Genomic DNA, 15,680 nt, shown 5'->3' with positions numbered 1-15,680 from the left:
ACACTAAATTGTGTACCAAGTCACAAGTGTAGCCAATATTACAAACTTTTGGAGCACAAATCGCCAAAACCGCCGCCGCCGGGGGTTTCGATCACAAACAGGTCGCCGGCCGCCATCTCGGTTTTGCCGATGTGGGCCAGCAGTTCCACGCTGCCGTCGGCCCGCACCACGCTGTTGACGCCGCATGCGCCCGGGCTGCCGCCCGCCATGCCGAACGGCGCGTGGATGCGGTTGTTCGACAGGATCGCGGCCGTCATCGGCTCCAAAAAGCGCACCTTGCGCACGCCGCCGTTACCACCGTGCCAGCGCCCCGCCCCGCCCGATCCGTGCCGGATTTCGTAGCTCTCGAGCCGCACCGGGAAGCGGAACTCCAGGATTTCCGGATCGGTCAGGCGCGAATTGGTCATATTGGTCTGGACCACGTCGGTGCCGTCGTAACCGTCTCCCGCGCCGGAGCCGCCCGAAATCGTCTCGTAATACTGGTATTTGGCGTTCCCGAAGGTGAAGTTGTTCATCGTGCCTTGCGACGCGGCCATGACCCCGAGCGCGCCGTACAGCGTGTTGGTGATGCAGGTCGAGGTCTCCACATTGCCCGACACGACCGACGCCGGATAATGCGGATTGAGCATCGAGCCCGGCGGAATGAGCACCTTCAGCGGTTTCAGGCAGCCCGCGTTGAGCGGAATCTCATCGTCGACCAGCGTGCGGAACACGTACAGCACCGCCGCCATGCACACCGCCGACGGCGCGTTGAAGTTGTTGGCCAGTTGCGGCGAGGTGCCGCTAAAGTCGATGGTGGCGCTGCGCGCGGCCTGGTCGACCCGGATCGCCACCTTGATCTGCGCGCCGTTGTCGAGCTGCGTGGTGAAGTCGCCGTCCCTTAACGCGCCGATCACGCGCCGCACCGCTTCTTCGGCGTTGTCCTGCACGTGGCCCATGTACGCCTGCACCACGCCCAGGCCGAAGTGCGCGACCATCTTGCGCAGTTCGTCCACGCCCTTCTGGTTGGCGGCCACCTGCGCGCGCAGGTCGGCCATGTTCTGGTCGGGATTGCGCGCCGGGTAGCGCGCGCCGCCCAGGAGCGCGCGCGCCTCAAGGTCGCGCAGCAGCCCGTCGACGCCGTCGACCAGCTTGAAGTTATCGATCAACACGCCTTCCTGCTCGATGAAGACCGAGTCCGGCGGCATCGAGCCCGGCGTGGTGCCGCCGATGTCGGCGTGGTGGCCGCGCGAGCCGACGTAAAACAGGATCGCGCCGCCCGCCTGGTCGAACACCGGCGTAATGACCGTGACGTCCGGCAGGTGGGTGCCGCCGTGGTAAGGGTCGTTGAGCATGAACACGTCGCCCGGACGCATCTTGCCCGCGTTTTCGGTCATGACGGTCTTGATCGACTCGCCCATCGAGCCCAGATGCACCGGCATGTGCGGCGCATTGGCGATCAGGTTGCCGCAAGCGTCGAAAATGGCGCAGCTGAAGTCCAGCCGCTCCTTGATGTTGACCGAGTACGCGGTGTTCTGCAGGCGCAGTCCCATTTGCTCGGCGATCGACATGAACAGGTTATTGAAAATCTCGAGCATCACCGGATCGGCCGTGGTGCCGATGGCGCGTCGTTCGGGCATCGCTTCGATCCGCGTCAGCACCAGATGATTGTGCGGCGTGACCCTGGCCTGCCAGCCCAGTTCCACCACGGTGGTGGCGTTGTCTTCGGCGACAATGGCCGGGCCTTTGATCACGTCGCCCGGGCGCATGTCGGCGCGCTTGTACAGGCCCGTGTTGTGCCACGAATCGGCGCCGAACATGCGCACCGTCTCGCGCGCCTTGAGCGCGCCTTCACGCGGGACCTGCGCCGCCAGGCTCTCGGCCGGGGCGTCGGAGGCGCCGATGGCTTCCACCGACACCGCTTCCACGACCATCGCCTTGGACGGCATCAGGAACGAGAAGCGCTTTTTGTAGGCGGCTTCGAACTGGTTCTTCATGCGCTCGGGATTATCGAACAGCACGATGATGGCCGAATCGGTGCCTTCGTAGCGCAGGTGCACGCGCCGCACCAGGCGAATGCGCGCGGCGGCCACGCCCTGGTCGGTCAGCTCGCGGGTCAATCCGTCCCCCAGCGCGCTGAGGTAGCCGTGCAGCATATCGGGCGTGGTCTCAAGCAGGCGCAGTTCGACCGCGCGTTCGCGCATGGCGCGCTGGTCGGCCAGTCCCATGCCGTAGGCCGACAGCACCCCGGCCAGCGAGTGCACGAACACGGTTTTCATGCCGAGGGCGTCGGCCACCAGGCAGGCGTGCTGCCCGCCGGCGCCGCCGAAACTGGTCAGCGCGTACTCGGTCACGTCGTGGCCGCGCTGCACCGAAATCTGCTTGATCGCGTTGGCCATGTTCCCGACCGCGATCTGGATGAAGCCTTCGGCCACCTGCTCCGGCGCCGGCGTGACGCCGGTGGCGGCGCCGATCTTCTGCGCCATGGCGAGGAACTGGGCGCGCACGCGCTCGACGTCGAGCGGCTGGTTGGCGCCTGGTCCGAACAGGCGCGGAAAATGGGCGGGCTGGATTTTACCCAGCATGACGTTGCAGTCGGTGACCGCGAGCGGGCCGCCGCGCCGGTAGCTGGCCGGCCCCGGATTGGCGCCGGCGCTGTCGGGCCCCACGCGATAACGGCTGCCGTCGAAATGCAGCAGCGAGCCGCCGCCGGCGGCGACCGTATGAATGCTCATCATCGGGGCGCGCATGCGCACGCCCGCGACCAGGGTTTCGAACACGCGTTCGAATTCGCCCGAAAAGTGCGACACGTCGGTCGAGGTGCCACCCATGTCGAAGCCGATCACCTTCTCGAAACCGGCCGCCTGGCTGGCGCGCGCCATGCCGACGATGCCGCCGGCGGGGCCGGACAAGATGCTGTCCTTGCCCTGGAAGGCGCGGGCGTCGGTCAGGCCGCCGTTCGACTGCATGAATTGCAGGTTCACGCCCGGCATTTCGATGGCCACCTGGTCGACATAGCGGCGCAAAATCGGCGACAGGTAGGCGTCGACGACGGTGGTGTCGCCGCGCGCGACCAGTTTCATCATCGGGCTCACCTCGTGCGAGACCGAGACCTGGGTAAAGCCGATGGCGCGGGCGATGCGCGCGCAAGCGGCCTCGTGGGCGGTGTAGCGGTAGCCGTGCATGAAGACGATGGCCAGCGAACGGGCGCCGTCGTCATAGGCCGTTTGCAGGGCGGCGCGAGTGGCATCGTCATCGAGCGCCGTGAGCACGTCGCCGTGGGCGCCGATCCGTTCGTCGATTTCCACCACGTGGCTGTACAACAGTTCCGGCAGCACGATATGCCGATCGAACAATTTTGGCCGGTTCTGATACGCTATGCGCAGCGCGTCGCGAAAGCCCCGCGTGATGGCCAGCGCCGTGCGCTCGCCTTTGCGCTCGAGCAGGGCGTTGGTGGCGACGGTGGTGCCCATTTTGACGGCCTCGATGGCGTCCACTGGCATCGGAGCGTCGGCGGCGAGGCCAAGCAGGTGGCGGATGCCGGCGACGGCGGCGTCGCCGTACTGCTCCGGATTCTCGGACAACAATTTATGGGTCACCAGGCTGCCGTCAGGCTGACGCGCCACGATGTCGGTAAATGTGCCGCCGCGATCAATCCAGAATTGCCAATCCATGTGCCATCCTTCAATGTGTTTGGGATGGCGCATATTGTAGTGCCCATCCCGAAATTTTAGTCAGCGTGTATTGAAATTGGCGCAATCTTAGCGCCTTTGCAACGGAGTTATGATGAAATCACTGTACAGCGTCGCCGAAATCCGCAATATCGAACACAACATGGCAGAAAGCCTGCCGGCCGGCACGCTCATGCAGCGCGCCGGCGAAGCGGCTGCCAGCGCCGCGCGCGCCATACTGGCCGGACGCAAGGTACTGGTCCTGGCCGGCCCTGGCAACAACGGGGGCGACGCGCTCGAAGTGGCGGCCAACCTGGCCGGCGCCGACACCGACCTTGACGCCGAGGTGACGGTGCTGTACCTCGGCGGCCCGGCACCCTCGGCCGACAGCGCGCGGGCGCTGGCCCGTGCGCGCGCCAGCAAGGCGGTGTTTGTCGACAGCCTGCCGCTCGGGCGCGACTGGGGCCTGATCGTCGACGGTTTGTTCGGCATTGGCCTGGCGCGCCCGATCGACGGCGACATGCGCGCGCTGGTCGAGGCCATTAACGCGCTGGGGCGGCCGGTACTGGCGCTCGATGTACCGAGCGGGCTCGATGCCGACACCGGCGCCGTGATCGGCCCCGATGGGGTGGCGATCCAGGCCACGCGCACGATCACCTTCATCGGCGACAAGCCGGGCCTGCATACGTTTGAAGGACGCGATTACGCGGGCCAGGTGCAGCTGGCGCCACTGGGCATCGATCCTGGCCAGCGGCCGGCTGCCGGGGCGCGCCTGAACGAGCCGGCGCTGTTTGCGCGCCACCTGGCGCCGCGCCGGCATAACAGCCACAAAGGCAGCTTTGGCGACGTGGCGGTGATCGGCGGCGCCAAAGGCATGGCCGGCGCGCCACTGATGGCGGCGCGCGGAGCGCTGTTTACCGGCGCCGGGCGGGTGTTCGTGGCGGCCATCGAGCCGGCGGGCGCGGTCGATTTCGTGCAGCCAGAGATCATGATGCGCGACGCCCAGGACTTCGACAGCGGCGACGCCACCCTGGTGATCGGGCCGGGCATGGGCGACTCGGTGACCGCGATGCGGGTGCTGTTCAAGGCGCTCGAAGGCAAGGCGGCGCTGGTGATCGACGCCGATGCGCTCAATCTGATCGCCGACAGCCCGGACTTGCAGGGACGACTGGCGCAGCGCGGGGCGACGGCGATTGTGACGCCGCATCCGCTGGAGGCGGCGCGGCTGTTGGGCGTGACCAGCGCCGTGGTCCAGGGCGACCGGCTCGCTGCCGCGCGCGAACTGGCGTCGCGCTTGAACGCGGTGGTGGTGCTGAAGGGGTCGGGGACGGTGATTGCCAATGCCGGCGGCGCGGTGGTGATTAATCCGACCGGGAACGCGGGCCTGGCGACAGCGGGCAGCGGCGATGTGCTGGCCGGGATGTGCGGTAGTTTGCTGGCGCAGGGGTGGCAGGCGTGGGAGGCGGCGATTGGCGCGGTGTGGGTGCACGGCGCGGCGGCCGACCGCCTGGTGGCGCAAGGGAGCGGGCCGATTGGGTTGACGGCCGGGGAATTGCCGCTGGCCGCGCGCGCGGTGCTCAATGCCCTGGCGCGGTAGAAAGGCGTCGTTCCCGCGCAGGCGGGAACCCAAGTTCGTGCCGTAGCCGGTGGCGGCCCAAAAAACTTGGGTTCCCGCCTGCGCGGGAACGACGGGGTAAGCGCTGAACGAAAGACCTATACCAACCGTCCACCCGCAATCGTAATCGTCCTGCCACAGCGCGCCGCGATCGACGGGTCGTGCGTCACCAGCACCAGGGTCGAACCGCGCTCGCGGTTCAACTCGAACATCAATTGAATCACCGCCTCGCCGGTGGCCGCATCCAGGCTGCCGGTCGGCTCGTCGGCGAACAACAACGGCGGCTCGGTCACGAACGCGCGCGCCAGGGCCACCCGCTGCTGCTCGCCGCCCGACAAGAACTTGGGATAATGCTTCAAGCGGCTCGACAGCCCTACCCGTCCCAGCATCGCCGCCGCCTTTTCCCTGGCATCGCTTTCGCCGCGCAGCTCCATCGGCAGCATGACGTTTTCCAGCGCATTCAAATGCGCCAACAACTGGAACGACTGGAACACGAAGCCCAGCTTGGCCTTGCGCAGACTGGCGCGGCCATCTTCATCGAGCGCGAAGATATCGTCGCCGGCGAGGATCACCTTGCCGCTGGACGGCGTGTCCAGGCCCGCCAGTAGTCCCAGCAAGGTCGACTTGCCGGAACCGGACGCGCCCACGATCGCGAGCGTCTCGGCCGGTTGCACTGTAAAATCGACGCTGTGCAGGATGGTCAGTTCGCCGCTGGCATCGGCCACGCGCTTCGACAGGCCGATCACCTCGATCGCCGCAGGCGCCCTTGCATGGTCACTTACGTAACGATTGGAAGAATCAGGAATGTCACGCATGCTTGTTTATCTCAAAAAATGGTCTGTTTACGGGCTGCTGATGATGGCCGCCTCGGCGAGCGCCTATTCTGCACCAAAAACCGTGCTTGTGCTGGGCGACAGCCTGTCCGCCGAGTATGGCCTCAATCGCGGCGCCGGCTGGGTCGCGCTGATGGAACAGAAACTCAAGGCCGAAAATATCGAGGCGGCCATCGTCAACGCCAGCATCAGCGGCGAGACCACCAGTGGCGGGCGCGCGCGCCTGCCGGCCCTGCTGACCAAGCACAAGCCCGACGTCGTGGTCATCGAACTGGGCGCCAACGACGGCTTGCGCGGCTTGCCGGTGCCGGCCGCCGAAGCGAACATGCGCACCATGATCGAGCTGGCGCAGAAAAACAAGGCGCGCGTGCTGTTGGTGGGCATGCGCATTCCTCCCAACTACGGACGTCAATACACCAACAGCTTTTTCGGTATGTACAAGTCGCTCGCCACCCAGTACAAAACGGCTCTGGTGCCGTTCATGCTGGACGGCGTGGCCGACAAGCCGCCGCTGTTCCAGCCAGACCGCCTGCATCCGGCCGCCAACGCGCATCCGATCATCCTGGCCACGATCTGGCCGCATATGCTGCCATTGGTGAAATCACGATGAAATATCCCGCCCTTGAAAATTTTGCGACCCTGCTGCCGCAGCTCGACCAGTTCGACTGCATCATCGACGCGCGCAGCGAATCCGAATTTGCGCTCGACCATCTTCCCGGCGCCATCAACTGCCCGGTGCTGAGCGATCCGGAGCGGGTGCGGGTCGGCACCATGTACAAACAGATCAACGCGTTCGAAGCGAAAAAGGTGGGCGCGGCGCTGGTGGCCAAGAATATCGCGCGCCATATCGAAACTTTGTTCCTGGACAAGCCGAAGGAATGGCGTCCACTGATTTATTGCTGGCGCGGCGGCAACCGCAGCGGCTCGATGGCGCTGATCCTGGCCAAGATCGGCTGGCCGGCGGTGCAGCTCGACGGCGGCTACAAGGCGTATCGCGCCCATGTGAGCGCGGCGCTGCTCGACACTCCCCTGCCCGACTTCAAGGTCATTTGCGGCACCACGGGCAGCGGCAAGAGCCGCCTGCTGCAGGTGCTCGACTCGATCGGCGCGCAAGTGCTGGACCTGGAACAGCTGGCCGCGCATCGCGGCTCGGTGCTGGGCAATTTGCCGAGCAAGCCACAGCCGTCGCAAAAGATGTTCGAGACGACGATCTGGGAAAAGCTGCGTCGCTTCGACCCGGCGCGGCCGGTGTTCGTGGAGTCCGAAAGCAAAAAGGTCGGCCAGTTGCGCGTGCCGGACGCGCTGATGGACAAGATGCGGCAATCGCCCTGCATTTCCCTGATGCTGTCGCGCCCGAACCGGGTGCGCCTGCTGATGGAGGATTACGAGCATTTCACCAACAGCCCGGACACCCTCAATACCCAGCTCGACTGCCTGACGCTGCTGCACGGGCGCGACAAGATCGACAGCTGGCACGCGCTGGCCAATGGCGGGCAGATGCCGGTGCTGGTGGACGAACTGCTGGCGTCGCATTACGATCCGGCCTACCTGCGCTCGATCGACCGCAATTTCATCCAGGTCGGCAAGGCCGAGGTGGTGGAGCTGGACGATATTGGCGAAGCCGATTTTCTGGCGGCGGCGCGGCGTTTGCATGCCATCTGATTGTCTGGTTCGAGAAGGATCACCGTTTCACGAACACTATCTGACTCACCAGGCTGTCGATCTGTTCGGCCCCGGCGTTTGCAGCGGTTGCGGCAAGCATGGGTTTCACCCGGCCTGCGAAGCCCGGGCTGTGGAGCGAGTACGAGCGTTCGATGAGAACAAGCGCCGGCTTCTTGAGCAGCATGCGCTGCACGGGACGTACGGCGTCGTGGGCGCTGCGTCCCGGCAGTCCTACGATTTCGCCGTCGCGGCCTTATCGGCCTACGTCGAACGCCCGCTTGATTGCGATCCCCAGCATGCGATCGAAGGCGCCGGATGGTGGTTCATTGCGGAGGGCTGGATTGGCATGCTCGGTTTCATCGTCGAGAAAGAAGGCGCCACGATCTATCCGCTCTTCTCCGGGCTGGCCGCACGGAACTGGCTGCCTGACACTTCCGCTGACTGGTGCATGATTGTTGCGTACGTGAATGGAAAGGTCGAGGCAGCGGAGCGCTCAACGAACACCTGACCGGCACACTTATTGATGCAACATCACGCTTGGCCAGAACTTGAACTCGCCACGCCGCTTCATCGGCACAGTGATTTTACGCAGGTGCTCAGGAAGGGCCGTTCCGTCCATCGCCGCGAATTCAACCATCAAGCGGCAATTCACCGCGCTGGCGCGCTGGCGAAGTTCAATGACGGTTTTTGTCGCCGCATACGACATCGGATCAATCTCGACGGTGCTGCCCTCCATGCCCTGCCTTACCATCCCATCGCGGATATCGGCCGCACATCCGAGCAAAGTCTTGCGCATCAGTTTGAAACGCGCGGGCTTGTTAGCGCTATTCTTAAACAAGAGCGTTATAAAAATCAGCTTTTTATCCGAAAAATCTTCGACGCTTGAATTAACGCTCACATCGAGGGCATTCTGGACATGGGCATCCGCTGTTGGTTTGACCATGAACTGACGCGTCACGCGGCGATCACCAGGCAGATCCCTCAACGTGTATAAAATTTCGCATGGAAGCGAGGAAAAGAAACCCACGGGAATAGATCGATGGGCAAAGCCGCCGGGCGGAATGACGGCAATTGTCGATTCCGCTTCAAACAGCTTGGGACGTTTCACGCCATCCTTATCAAAAAAACCTTCAAAACGCGTTCCGGCAAACTGTGCGGCACGATTGCGTGAGTAACATGTCTGATCCGTCAGCAAGTCCAGGTCGGCTCCCCTTGTTCCGAAGTCAAGCGCGACGGATACAGGGTGTGCTTTGTCGTTAAACAATACGACATTGACTTCCGGCGCCAGGAAGGTCGCATTCGACTGAAAAACCAGATGACGAGTTTGCGCCTCTGCTACCGCAGGTGCCGCACAGAATAGAACGAGAGGAACAACCAATAAATAATTGTTCACGCTCTTATTTCTTCCCAACCGGAGGAGGCGTTCGCTTATTCGGTACAGCACTAGGGTGCTTCCCCTTCTTATAGTTATCAAGCGATTCTTTCAGTGCATCATCCGAAAAGACCTTTTGCTCCCCAAATTTCCCATTATTATCAATCTGCCATTGATAGGCGTCGATTTCTGGTTTGGCCATCTCGGGCATTTGATGCGACTCCCATTGCCACTCATGCAACAACTCGTGCCCGAATGAGCTGGCCCAGTCTCCAGGCAAGGGCTGCACTGCCGAGGCAACCTTAGTATTGACGACAACGATGTCGTTGTGGAGCGTCCACATGAGAGTCGTGTCGGAGGACAGTGGCTTCAACTGCCACACCGCTTGCTTTCCGTCCTTCGTATATTTTGGCAAATAGACGTTGTTGTGTTCTTCAACACTCATTACGGTCACGTTTGGCCCTGCCTGCGATTTGTTCATGGCGGTGAAGCGTTTTGACAGTTGTGGAAGTGTGCTTTCCAGCGTTCCCAAGTTCTTTGACACAGCGTCGACGAGGTCTTGCGGCACCCCTGCATTGAATTTGATTCTAAAGCCCCCCTGGCCAACCACTTGATCTTTTGAAGTGAGTGCAATTGGTTTTTCAGCGCCCTTTTTGACATTTACCTGCGGCACCGGGTACCCGTTAGCCGGGTTATAGCGGGCAGAATTTTCTTGCGCAGACATCCCTGCTCCACGAGCCGCATTTTCCATCCATCCAGGCATAAGCGCCGCCGTAACACTGCGCCCCAAGCCGGAATCAAGCAACTTTTTTGCAGTTGCATCCAGCGCCCCAGACACGGCAGTGGCGGCACTGGTCAATGTCAACATCAAGGCGCTTTGAATCCCTGGAACAACCTCGGCATCTGCAATAACCGGATCGGTCTGAACTGCGCCGCCACCGATAAATACATTACCCGACCCTTCCACAATAAAGGCGCCACATTCAATCTTGTCGCTAACCCTGGCCGCCGGCAAGCCGTTGATGAATACAGTGGGGCTGCCGGTAATGATCTTTAATGGCGCCTGCGAGTGCTTCGAACAAACGGCTACATCAACATGCGCTCGTGCCGCCTTTATGCCGTTCGTGAACACATTTCCAGAACAGGGTCCTGTGATCTTGCCGGTGATATCACCTCCGCTACCTCCCGCTCCACCGGATGCGCCTCCTGTCGAGGAATCGGCGGGCGGCGTGTGACCGATCAGGTCACCAAGTCTGGCTGCTTGCGGCATTTCTCAGCTTTCCGTGGAGAGGTCGAGATCGGCTCCTGACTTCAGCATGATCAACAAGTTCGGGCAATTATCATTGCGCTGTAATAAGCGCATTGCTCTGTTTTTGAGTTGCGCCGGAAACTCAAGGGAAGCACGCTGCGGGTGATTATGCATTGACGGTGGCTGGTTCATATGGTGTGGAGGTATTTGAATCCATCTTTTCTGTCGTAAAGGCGCACGAGCTCTGTACGTCCAAGGTACGCCGGCGGCATTGTCAGGAAAGTACTTTTGCTGCCGCGCGACGCAGAGAGTACACTATTTCCTTTTGACATGAAATGCCCGATCTGGACTTTTAGCAGCAGCTCCATACCCGCATTATTTGGCTACACGGGGCGCCGCGTGACGATCTTGAGCTGTTGCCGATAGCGGAACCGTCACCTGGCGCAAAGGGTGGCGCCGGGACAACTGCGTAAGCCCCTGAAACTCGGCCGATAGGCGGCAGTCCTTGGAAACAGCCTCGGAGCGCATCGTGACCGCAGTGAGTACCGCCGCATAAGAATCCTTTTCGATCCGCACAAAGCTGCCTTCCATCCCCTCCTTGATCAGGGAGTCGCTGATATCAGCATCACAGTCAAGCAGCATTTTCCGCACCAATCTGAAAGCGACTGGTTTTGCCGCGTTGTTTTTGACCAGTATCGTGACGAGTTGGCGTTTGTCCTCGACCTGGGACTGCGCCGTCGCTGTAACCGATACATCATCCGGCTCGACGTCCTCTTCCTGTGATGGTTTGGCTACGACAATCCGGCTGGCGATTTTTTGACCGTCGGCCTGATCCGTAATGGTCAGCGTGATTTCGCACGGCATTCGCGAAAAGAAGCCGACTGGATAGTATCGGTGTGCAAAAGATTTGGCAGGAATCACCGCCATGCTGGTCGAGCGTTCAAAAGAGCCATACGGGCGCGGTCTTGCGGAAGGATCCCATTGATCAAACGGCGGGCCATTCATCACCGCGACAGGCTTGCGTGACAGGCACGAGTGGCGGTTTGCTGCCGGGTTTTTTACGTCATTGGCGCCAAAATCCACGGTGAATTTTCTTGGATAATCCTTATCGTTATACAAAACAATATTGATTTCAGGAGCCAGAAACGTATTTTGCGTCTGGAAAACCTGGTGACGCATCTCCCCTGCGGTGGCGCTCCCTATCCCCGTCAGGATAATGAAGCCCCACCGTGGCAGGAATTTGTTCGTCAGCCGCCTACGCTCTGACTGTCGTGAATGCGCCATTATTGAATCACTATCCGGGAGTTCAAGAGATCAGATGCCGAAATGTCGGCTCGATGTTTTTCGCATGCAGGAATCGCACGATATCTTCCAGCGTGGCGTCGCGCAGCAGCAAACCATCGGGCGCGCTTGGGACGGCACGCGCGGCGCTCACTGCCGGCGCGCCATGTGCCGCCCCGAGCACCTCCAGCGCCTGCTGGAACTGCTTTGCGCTGATGCGCTCCAGACGCTCCAGTAAGGCCGCCTGGGCGGCCAGCGGCGGCGCCATCTCCAGCCCCGACTCCTCGGCGAACGCGGCGCCCAGGCCTGCGTCGATGAACGCGGCCCACTTGCCGGTGCGCGGGTCCAGGCAGGGCGGCAATTCCACCGCCGCGCCGGCCGCATCGTCAAACGGCGCCATGGCGGGTACATAGGCCTTGCGGACCAGTTCCAGGAACGTTCGCACCTGCGCGATCGGCGTCGGCGTTTCCAGCGACATCCACAAATAATAGCCATCCGACCCGGAAATGCTCACCGCCGGCGCGGGAAACCCGAGTTCGGCCTGCAAGCCATTCGCCAGCGCGCACAACTGATCCCAGTGCTGCGCCTCGCCCGCACCCGGCATCTTGCGAAACCGGATCACCAGCGCACGCGTCATGCCGCCCTCGGCCAGTTCGATGGCAAGCGCGCTGTGTCCCGCGCGGCGCTGCGCGAGCAGCTCGAGCGACAAGGCGCCCGCGGGAAGGTACAAGCGGCTCAGTTCCGACATCATCTTTTGCATCTGTTTCCTCAATCCGGCCAGCTACCCTGCGTAGCCAGTGGCGCATTTTGCCACAGCGCGACGCCCCTGCGGCGGGCCTTACCTATCAGATCTGTAGTAATTAATCATGGTTTTCATGACATCGCCGCTAGCGTCCGCTTTGCGGCAGGTCTACTTTTCAAGCTCATACCAACAACAAAGGAGCCGAAATGTCATCGAAACAAGCCCAAGAGCGCAGCGTCACGCTGGAAGTCCAGGCCAGCATCACCGAGCGCCCGGACGACCTTCCCGCCATCGTCGGCTATGCCTTCAGCCAGGGCGGCACCCTGCTCGACATGCAGACACTGGACAAGGAAGGCCGCGCGCGCCTCACCGTCCCGGTCGGCGCGGAAGGGCAACTGGTGCGTATCGTGCTGGGCCCCGAGCTGGAGAAGGACGCGCTCGACGTTGGCGAACTGCTGCGGCGTGGCGGCATCGACCGCCATGTCGCGCTGCGCCCGACCACGGAGCGAGTGGAGCCGGTGCTGTTCGAGCTCGGCCCGGACCGCTGGCGCCGCTGGATCGGGCGCCTGTGCGTGGTCAACGGCACGCTGCTCAAGCGCGTCGTCTCGGGCGGTATCGTCCTGAACCTGCCGGTCTGCCATGCCACCGTCGAGGTCTACGAAGTCGACCCGTGGCCGCTCATCATCGCCACCCTGCCCCAGCTCGACATCGAGCGCCTGCGCGACATCGTCGACGGCCCCTGGCCACCGCTGCGGCTGCCGATTCCGCCGCGCCCTCCCGAGCCCTTCCTGGCCACCGAACTGGAAGACCCGCTGCTGAGCGTGGCCCTGAACCCGCAGCCGCTGCCGCCGCGCCAGCTGCAAGCGCACGCGTTTCAGCAGGCCGAGCCGCTCGCCGCCGACCAAACCCAGGCCCTGAGCGCGCTGACGCTGCCGGCCGACCTGGTGCTGGCCGCGCGTGCGCCGCGCCCGGTCTTCGAGCGCGCCGTGCTGACCCACCTCGAGCTGTTGCGCCCCTTGTTTTGCTGGCTGTTCCCGTTCGCTGTGAGCAAAACCAGGATCGCGACCGTGACCACCGACGAGTGCGGCCACTTCCGCGCCGTGATCTGGCGCTCGATCTTCAACTTCGACCAGCCCGATCTATACTTCATCGCGCGCCAGCGCATCTGGCCGGGCTTTTCGGTCACCATCTACGAACCCAAACCGGTGCTGTGCCATACCTGGTGGAACTATGCGTGCGGCTCGGAAGTCACGCTCGTCACCAGCCACCCGCTGGCGCGCGCCTGCCCGCCCTGCCCGCCCGTGGTGGCACCCAACAACTGGGTCTTGTTCATGGCCATCGGAAATACCTCGGTGTGGCGCATTCATGGCGCCAACGACAGCACGCGGATCGGCAGCGCCGGTTTCGATCCGGCCCAGCGCGGCCTGCTCGACGGCAGCGCGCCCTGGGGTGGTTCGCTCCGCCCCCGCCTCGAGTTCGACAGCTCCCTGCGCAACGATCTGGGCGTGGCCTTCTACCGCGTGTCGTACAAGCGCGCCAGCGAGGACGAATCGTCCTGGCGCCCCAGCGTGGAGGCGATCAACCGCCACTACACGCGCGAAGTCGGCGGCGACCTGATCCTCGAACAGTACGCGCTGGGACCGCGCACGGTCGGCAGCAGCGCGCATCTGTACGAAATTCCGCCGTCGCTACCACCAACCGGCCAGTGGTCGATCCCGAACGCCGTGCTCGATACGCAAAACGCGGTGATTCCCACCACGGCGGTCGCGCCCGGCGTTCCGTTCGACCTCAACGGGGTGGCGACCGGGCCAGACCAGGGCGGCTTGTGGCAGATCAAGATCGAGCTGTTCAACACTGCCGGCGCGCTGGTCGACCCGGAGGCGCTGGGCATCAAATGGCGCGTGCCGGCCACCGACACCCTGACCGGCACGATCCAGACCCAGGATGCGGCTCTGCTGGGGCTGGTCGATGCGGCGCTCAACCGCATGGTGCTGACGGTGCGGATTGACAACAACCCCACCTTTGCCCGCATCGACGCCCCGGCCGTGGGTGGCAGCACGGCGGCCGATCAGTGCGGGGTGATGCATTACGGTGCGTCGGGCCAGGCGGTGGCGGTGCCTTTCCTGGCGCTGCAACTGAATCGCTTTGCCAGCTACAGCTTTTATGTGCAGCGCGGCGCGGTGTGGCCGCCTGAGTACAGCCTGGCGGCGACGGCGGCGGCCAGCGCCGCCGGCATGCCCGGGGCGATACCGGCATCGCCGCCAGCCGCTCCGCCGCCGACCGTTGGCAGCCTGCTCGACGCTTGCAGCCTGGCGGGCTTTACCGAGCAGTTATACGTGGCGCACAGCGGGACCGATGGCTGGTCGCGCCTGAGCGGTTACGACAGCAGCGCGGCGCGGGCTTTCGTGCTGGCGCCCGACTGAGCACCGGGACGGCGTGCCACGGGCTAATCAGCTGGCGCCACGCCGTCCCAATTGAGCATCAGCGGGACATTGGTGAAACGGCCCAACACGGCAAGTTTGGCGGCACTGATGGCGATATCTGGATTAGTGCGCCGTCGACGCCGGGCCGGCCGCTTCCAGCGCCCAGTGCATGCTGCCGGGCGATTCGCTGTTCCAGCCATTGCGCGACAGCGCAAAGATGAGCTTGCCCACGCGCTCGTAGTCGGTGCCCGTTCCGGGAGCGATGCGCACCTCGATACGTCCGGCACGCTGCACCTGCAGGGCCTGGAACAGGCCGGCGGTGTCCGCCAGTGCGACGCCGTTCACGGAGTAGGCTTGCGGCCCGATCGTCACCACTGTCGCCAGGGCGGGCGGCACATTCATATTGTCCACATCGCTCTCCTGTTCATGTGTTGGCAAGGTCAGACAGCGCCGATGGCGCGGCTCTACCCAGTATAAACGCCAAGTTCCTCATGCTCGGCATTGCAATGGGCGAAATCGTACTTGATGCCGTTTGCTTGCAAGATGGCTGCCAGCCGCGCGCACCAGAGGGCGACCGCTTCATGCGGGATGCCGTAGCCGCAGCAGTCGACCTCGTAAGGAGCGTCGGGCGACAAATTGCCGACCCAGGCAATCTCGAAGCTGGTCGGAAAATCGTCGAGCCTGATCGCAAATGCGCCAACGGTATTGGGCATGCCCGATACGGCAAGCAAAGCGCCGAGTGCGTCCAGGTCACCGGCGAAAACAATGTCTCCGGACGCGAAGGAATAGGGTTTGCTGGTCATGGCGACAGGAGGAAAGGATTATCAGGCGACACGCCACTGCGCTGCGGCGA

General features: G+C 63.1%; 13 protein-coding genes. 5 read left to right on the top strand and 8 right to left on the bottom strand.

Translation table 11 applies throughout. The annotated features are described in order from the left end of the window. Positions 1-38: 38 nt before the first annotated feature. Positions 39-3,653 (bottom strand): hydantoinase B/oxoprolinase family protein, encoded by a 3,615-nt coding sequence (locus tag F0185_RS04200; protein WP_167221850.1) that lies wholly within the window; start codon positions 3,651-3,653, stop codon positions 39-41. A gap of 112 nt (positions 3,654-3,765) precedes the next feature. Here F0185_RS04200 and F0185_RS04195 point away from each other — a divergent pair, with 112 nt between their 5' ends. Beyond that, positions 3,766-5,247, top strand: coding sequence for an NAD(P)H-hydrate dehydratase (locus tag F0185_RS04195; protein ID WP_167221848.1), 1,482 nt, complete (start codon positions 3,766-3,768; stop codon positions 5,245-5,247). 116 nt (positions 5,248-5,363) lie between these two features. Here F0185_RS04195 and F0185_RS04190 read toward each other — a convergent pair whose 3' ends face one another. After that, positions 5,364-6,080: an ABC transporter ATP-binding protein gene (locus F0185_RS04190; protein ID WP_166897988.1), complete on the bottom strand. Its 717-nt coding sequence runs from the start codon at positions 6,078-6,080 to the stop codon at positions 5,364-5,366. On the opposite strand from F0185_RS04190, the gene F0185_RS04185 reads away from it, so the two are divergent. Genes F0185_RS04185 through F0185_RS04175 form a run of 3 tightly spaced genes read left to right on the top strand, consistent with a single transcriptional unit; the run spans position 6,079 to position 8,268 of the window. Beyond that, positions 6,079-6,708 carry an arylesterase gene (locus F0185_RS04185; protein ID WP_167221846.1) on the top strand — a complete coding sequence of 210 codons (630 nt, stop codon included), beginning with the start codon at positions 6,079-6,081 and terminating at the stop codon, positions 6,706-6,708. The two genes, F0185_RS04190 and F0185_RS04185, sit on opposite strands and share 2 nt — an antisense overlap. Next, entirely contained in the window at positions 6,705-7,760 is a 1,056-nt protein-coding gene (mnmH, locus tag F0185_RS04180; protein WP_167221844.1) for a tRNA 2-selenouridine(34) synthase MnmH, read from the top strand. Before F0185_RS04185 ends, mnmH begins: the two co-directional genes overlap by 4 nt. Beyond that, on the top strand, positions 7,711-8,268 hold the full coding sequence (locus F0185_RS04175; RefSeq protein ID WP_223164444.1) for a hypothetical protein: 558 nt from the start codon (positions 7,711-7,713) through the stop codon (positions 8,266-8,268). The genes mnmH and F0185_RS04175 overlap by 50 nt, the downstream gene beginning before the upstream one ends. A 9-nt stretch (positions 8,269-8,277) precedes the next feature. On the opposite strand, the gene F0185_RS04170 is transcribed toward F0185_RS04175, so the two are convergent. The 4 genes from F0185_RS04170 to F0185_RS04155 all read right to left on the bottom strand — a co-directional run bounded on the left by F0185_RS04170 (position 8,278) and on the right by F0185_RS04155 (position 12,422). Then, a complete protein-coding gene (locus tag F0185_RS04170; protein ID WP_167221840.1) occupies positions 8,278-9,153 on the bottom strand; it encodes a hypothetical protein in 876 nt (291 codons plus the stop codon). 4 nt (positions 9,154-9,157) lie between these two features. Continuing rightward, positions 9,158-10,402, bottom strand: a complete 1,245-nt coding sequence (locus F0185_RS04165; protein WP_167221838.1) for a PAAR domain-containing protein — start codon at positions 10,400-10,402, stop codon at positions 9,158-9,160. A 354-nt stretch (positions 10,403-10,756) separates the two neighbouring features. After that, the gene (locus F0185_RS04160; RefSeq protein ID WP_167221836.1) at positions 10,757-11,560 is read right to left on the bottom strand and encodes a hypothetical protein; all 804 of its coding nucleotides are present in this window, start codon (positions 11,558-11,560) and stop codon (positions 10,757-10,759) included. Between the two features lie 127 nt (positions 11,561-11,687). After that, complete coding sequence (locus F0185_RS04155) at positions 11,688-12,422, bottom strand: hypothetical protein (protein WP_167221834.1); 735 nt, start codon at positions 12,420-12,422, stop codon at positions 11,688-11,690. A 188-nt stretch (positions 12,423-12,610) separates the two neighbouring features. On the opposite strand from F0185_RS04155, the gene F0185_RS04150 reads away from it, so the two are divergent. Then, the gene (locus tag F0185_RS04150) at positions 12,611-14,827 is read left to right on the top strand and encodes a hypothetical protein (RefSeq protein ID WP_167221832.1); all 2,217 of its coding nucleotides are present in this window, start codon (positions 12,611-12,613) and stop codon (positions 14,825-14,827) included. 123 nt (positions 14,828-14,950) lie between these two features. Here F0185_RS04150 and F0185_RS04145 read toward each other — a convergent pair whose 3' ends face one another. Both F0185_RS04145 and F0185_RS04140 read right to left on the bottom strand, forming a co-directional pair. Beyond that, positions 14,951-15,238 (bottom strand): hypothetical protein, encoded by a 288-nt coding sequence (locus F0185_RS04145; protein ID WP_167221829.1) that lies wholly within the window; start codon positions 15,236-15,238, stop codon positions 14,951-14,953. Between the two features lie 53 nt (positions 15,239-15,291). Further along, on the bottom strand, positions 15,292-15,630 hold the full coding sequence (locus tag F0185_RS04140; RefSeq protein WP_167221827.1) for a hypothetical protein: 339 nt from the start codon (positions 15,628-15,630) through the stop codon (positions 15,292-15,294). Positions 15,631-15,680: the final 50 nt, after the last annotated feature.

Source organism: Massilia rubra (assembly GCF_011682065.1).
GTDB classification, from domain to species: domain Bacteria; phylum Pseudomonadota; class Gammaproteobacteria; order Burkholderiales; family Burkholderiaceae_D; genus Telluria_A; species Telluria_A rubra.
The sequence above is the reverse complement of the archived record's forward strand: the minus strand, read 5'-3'. Positions and strand labels throughout refer to the sequence as shown.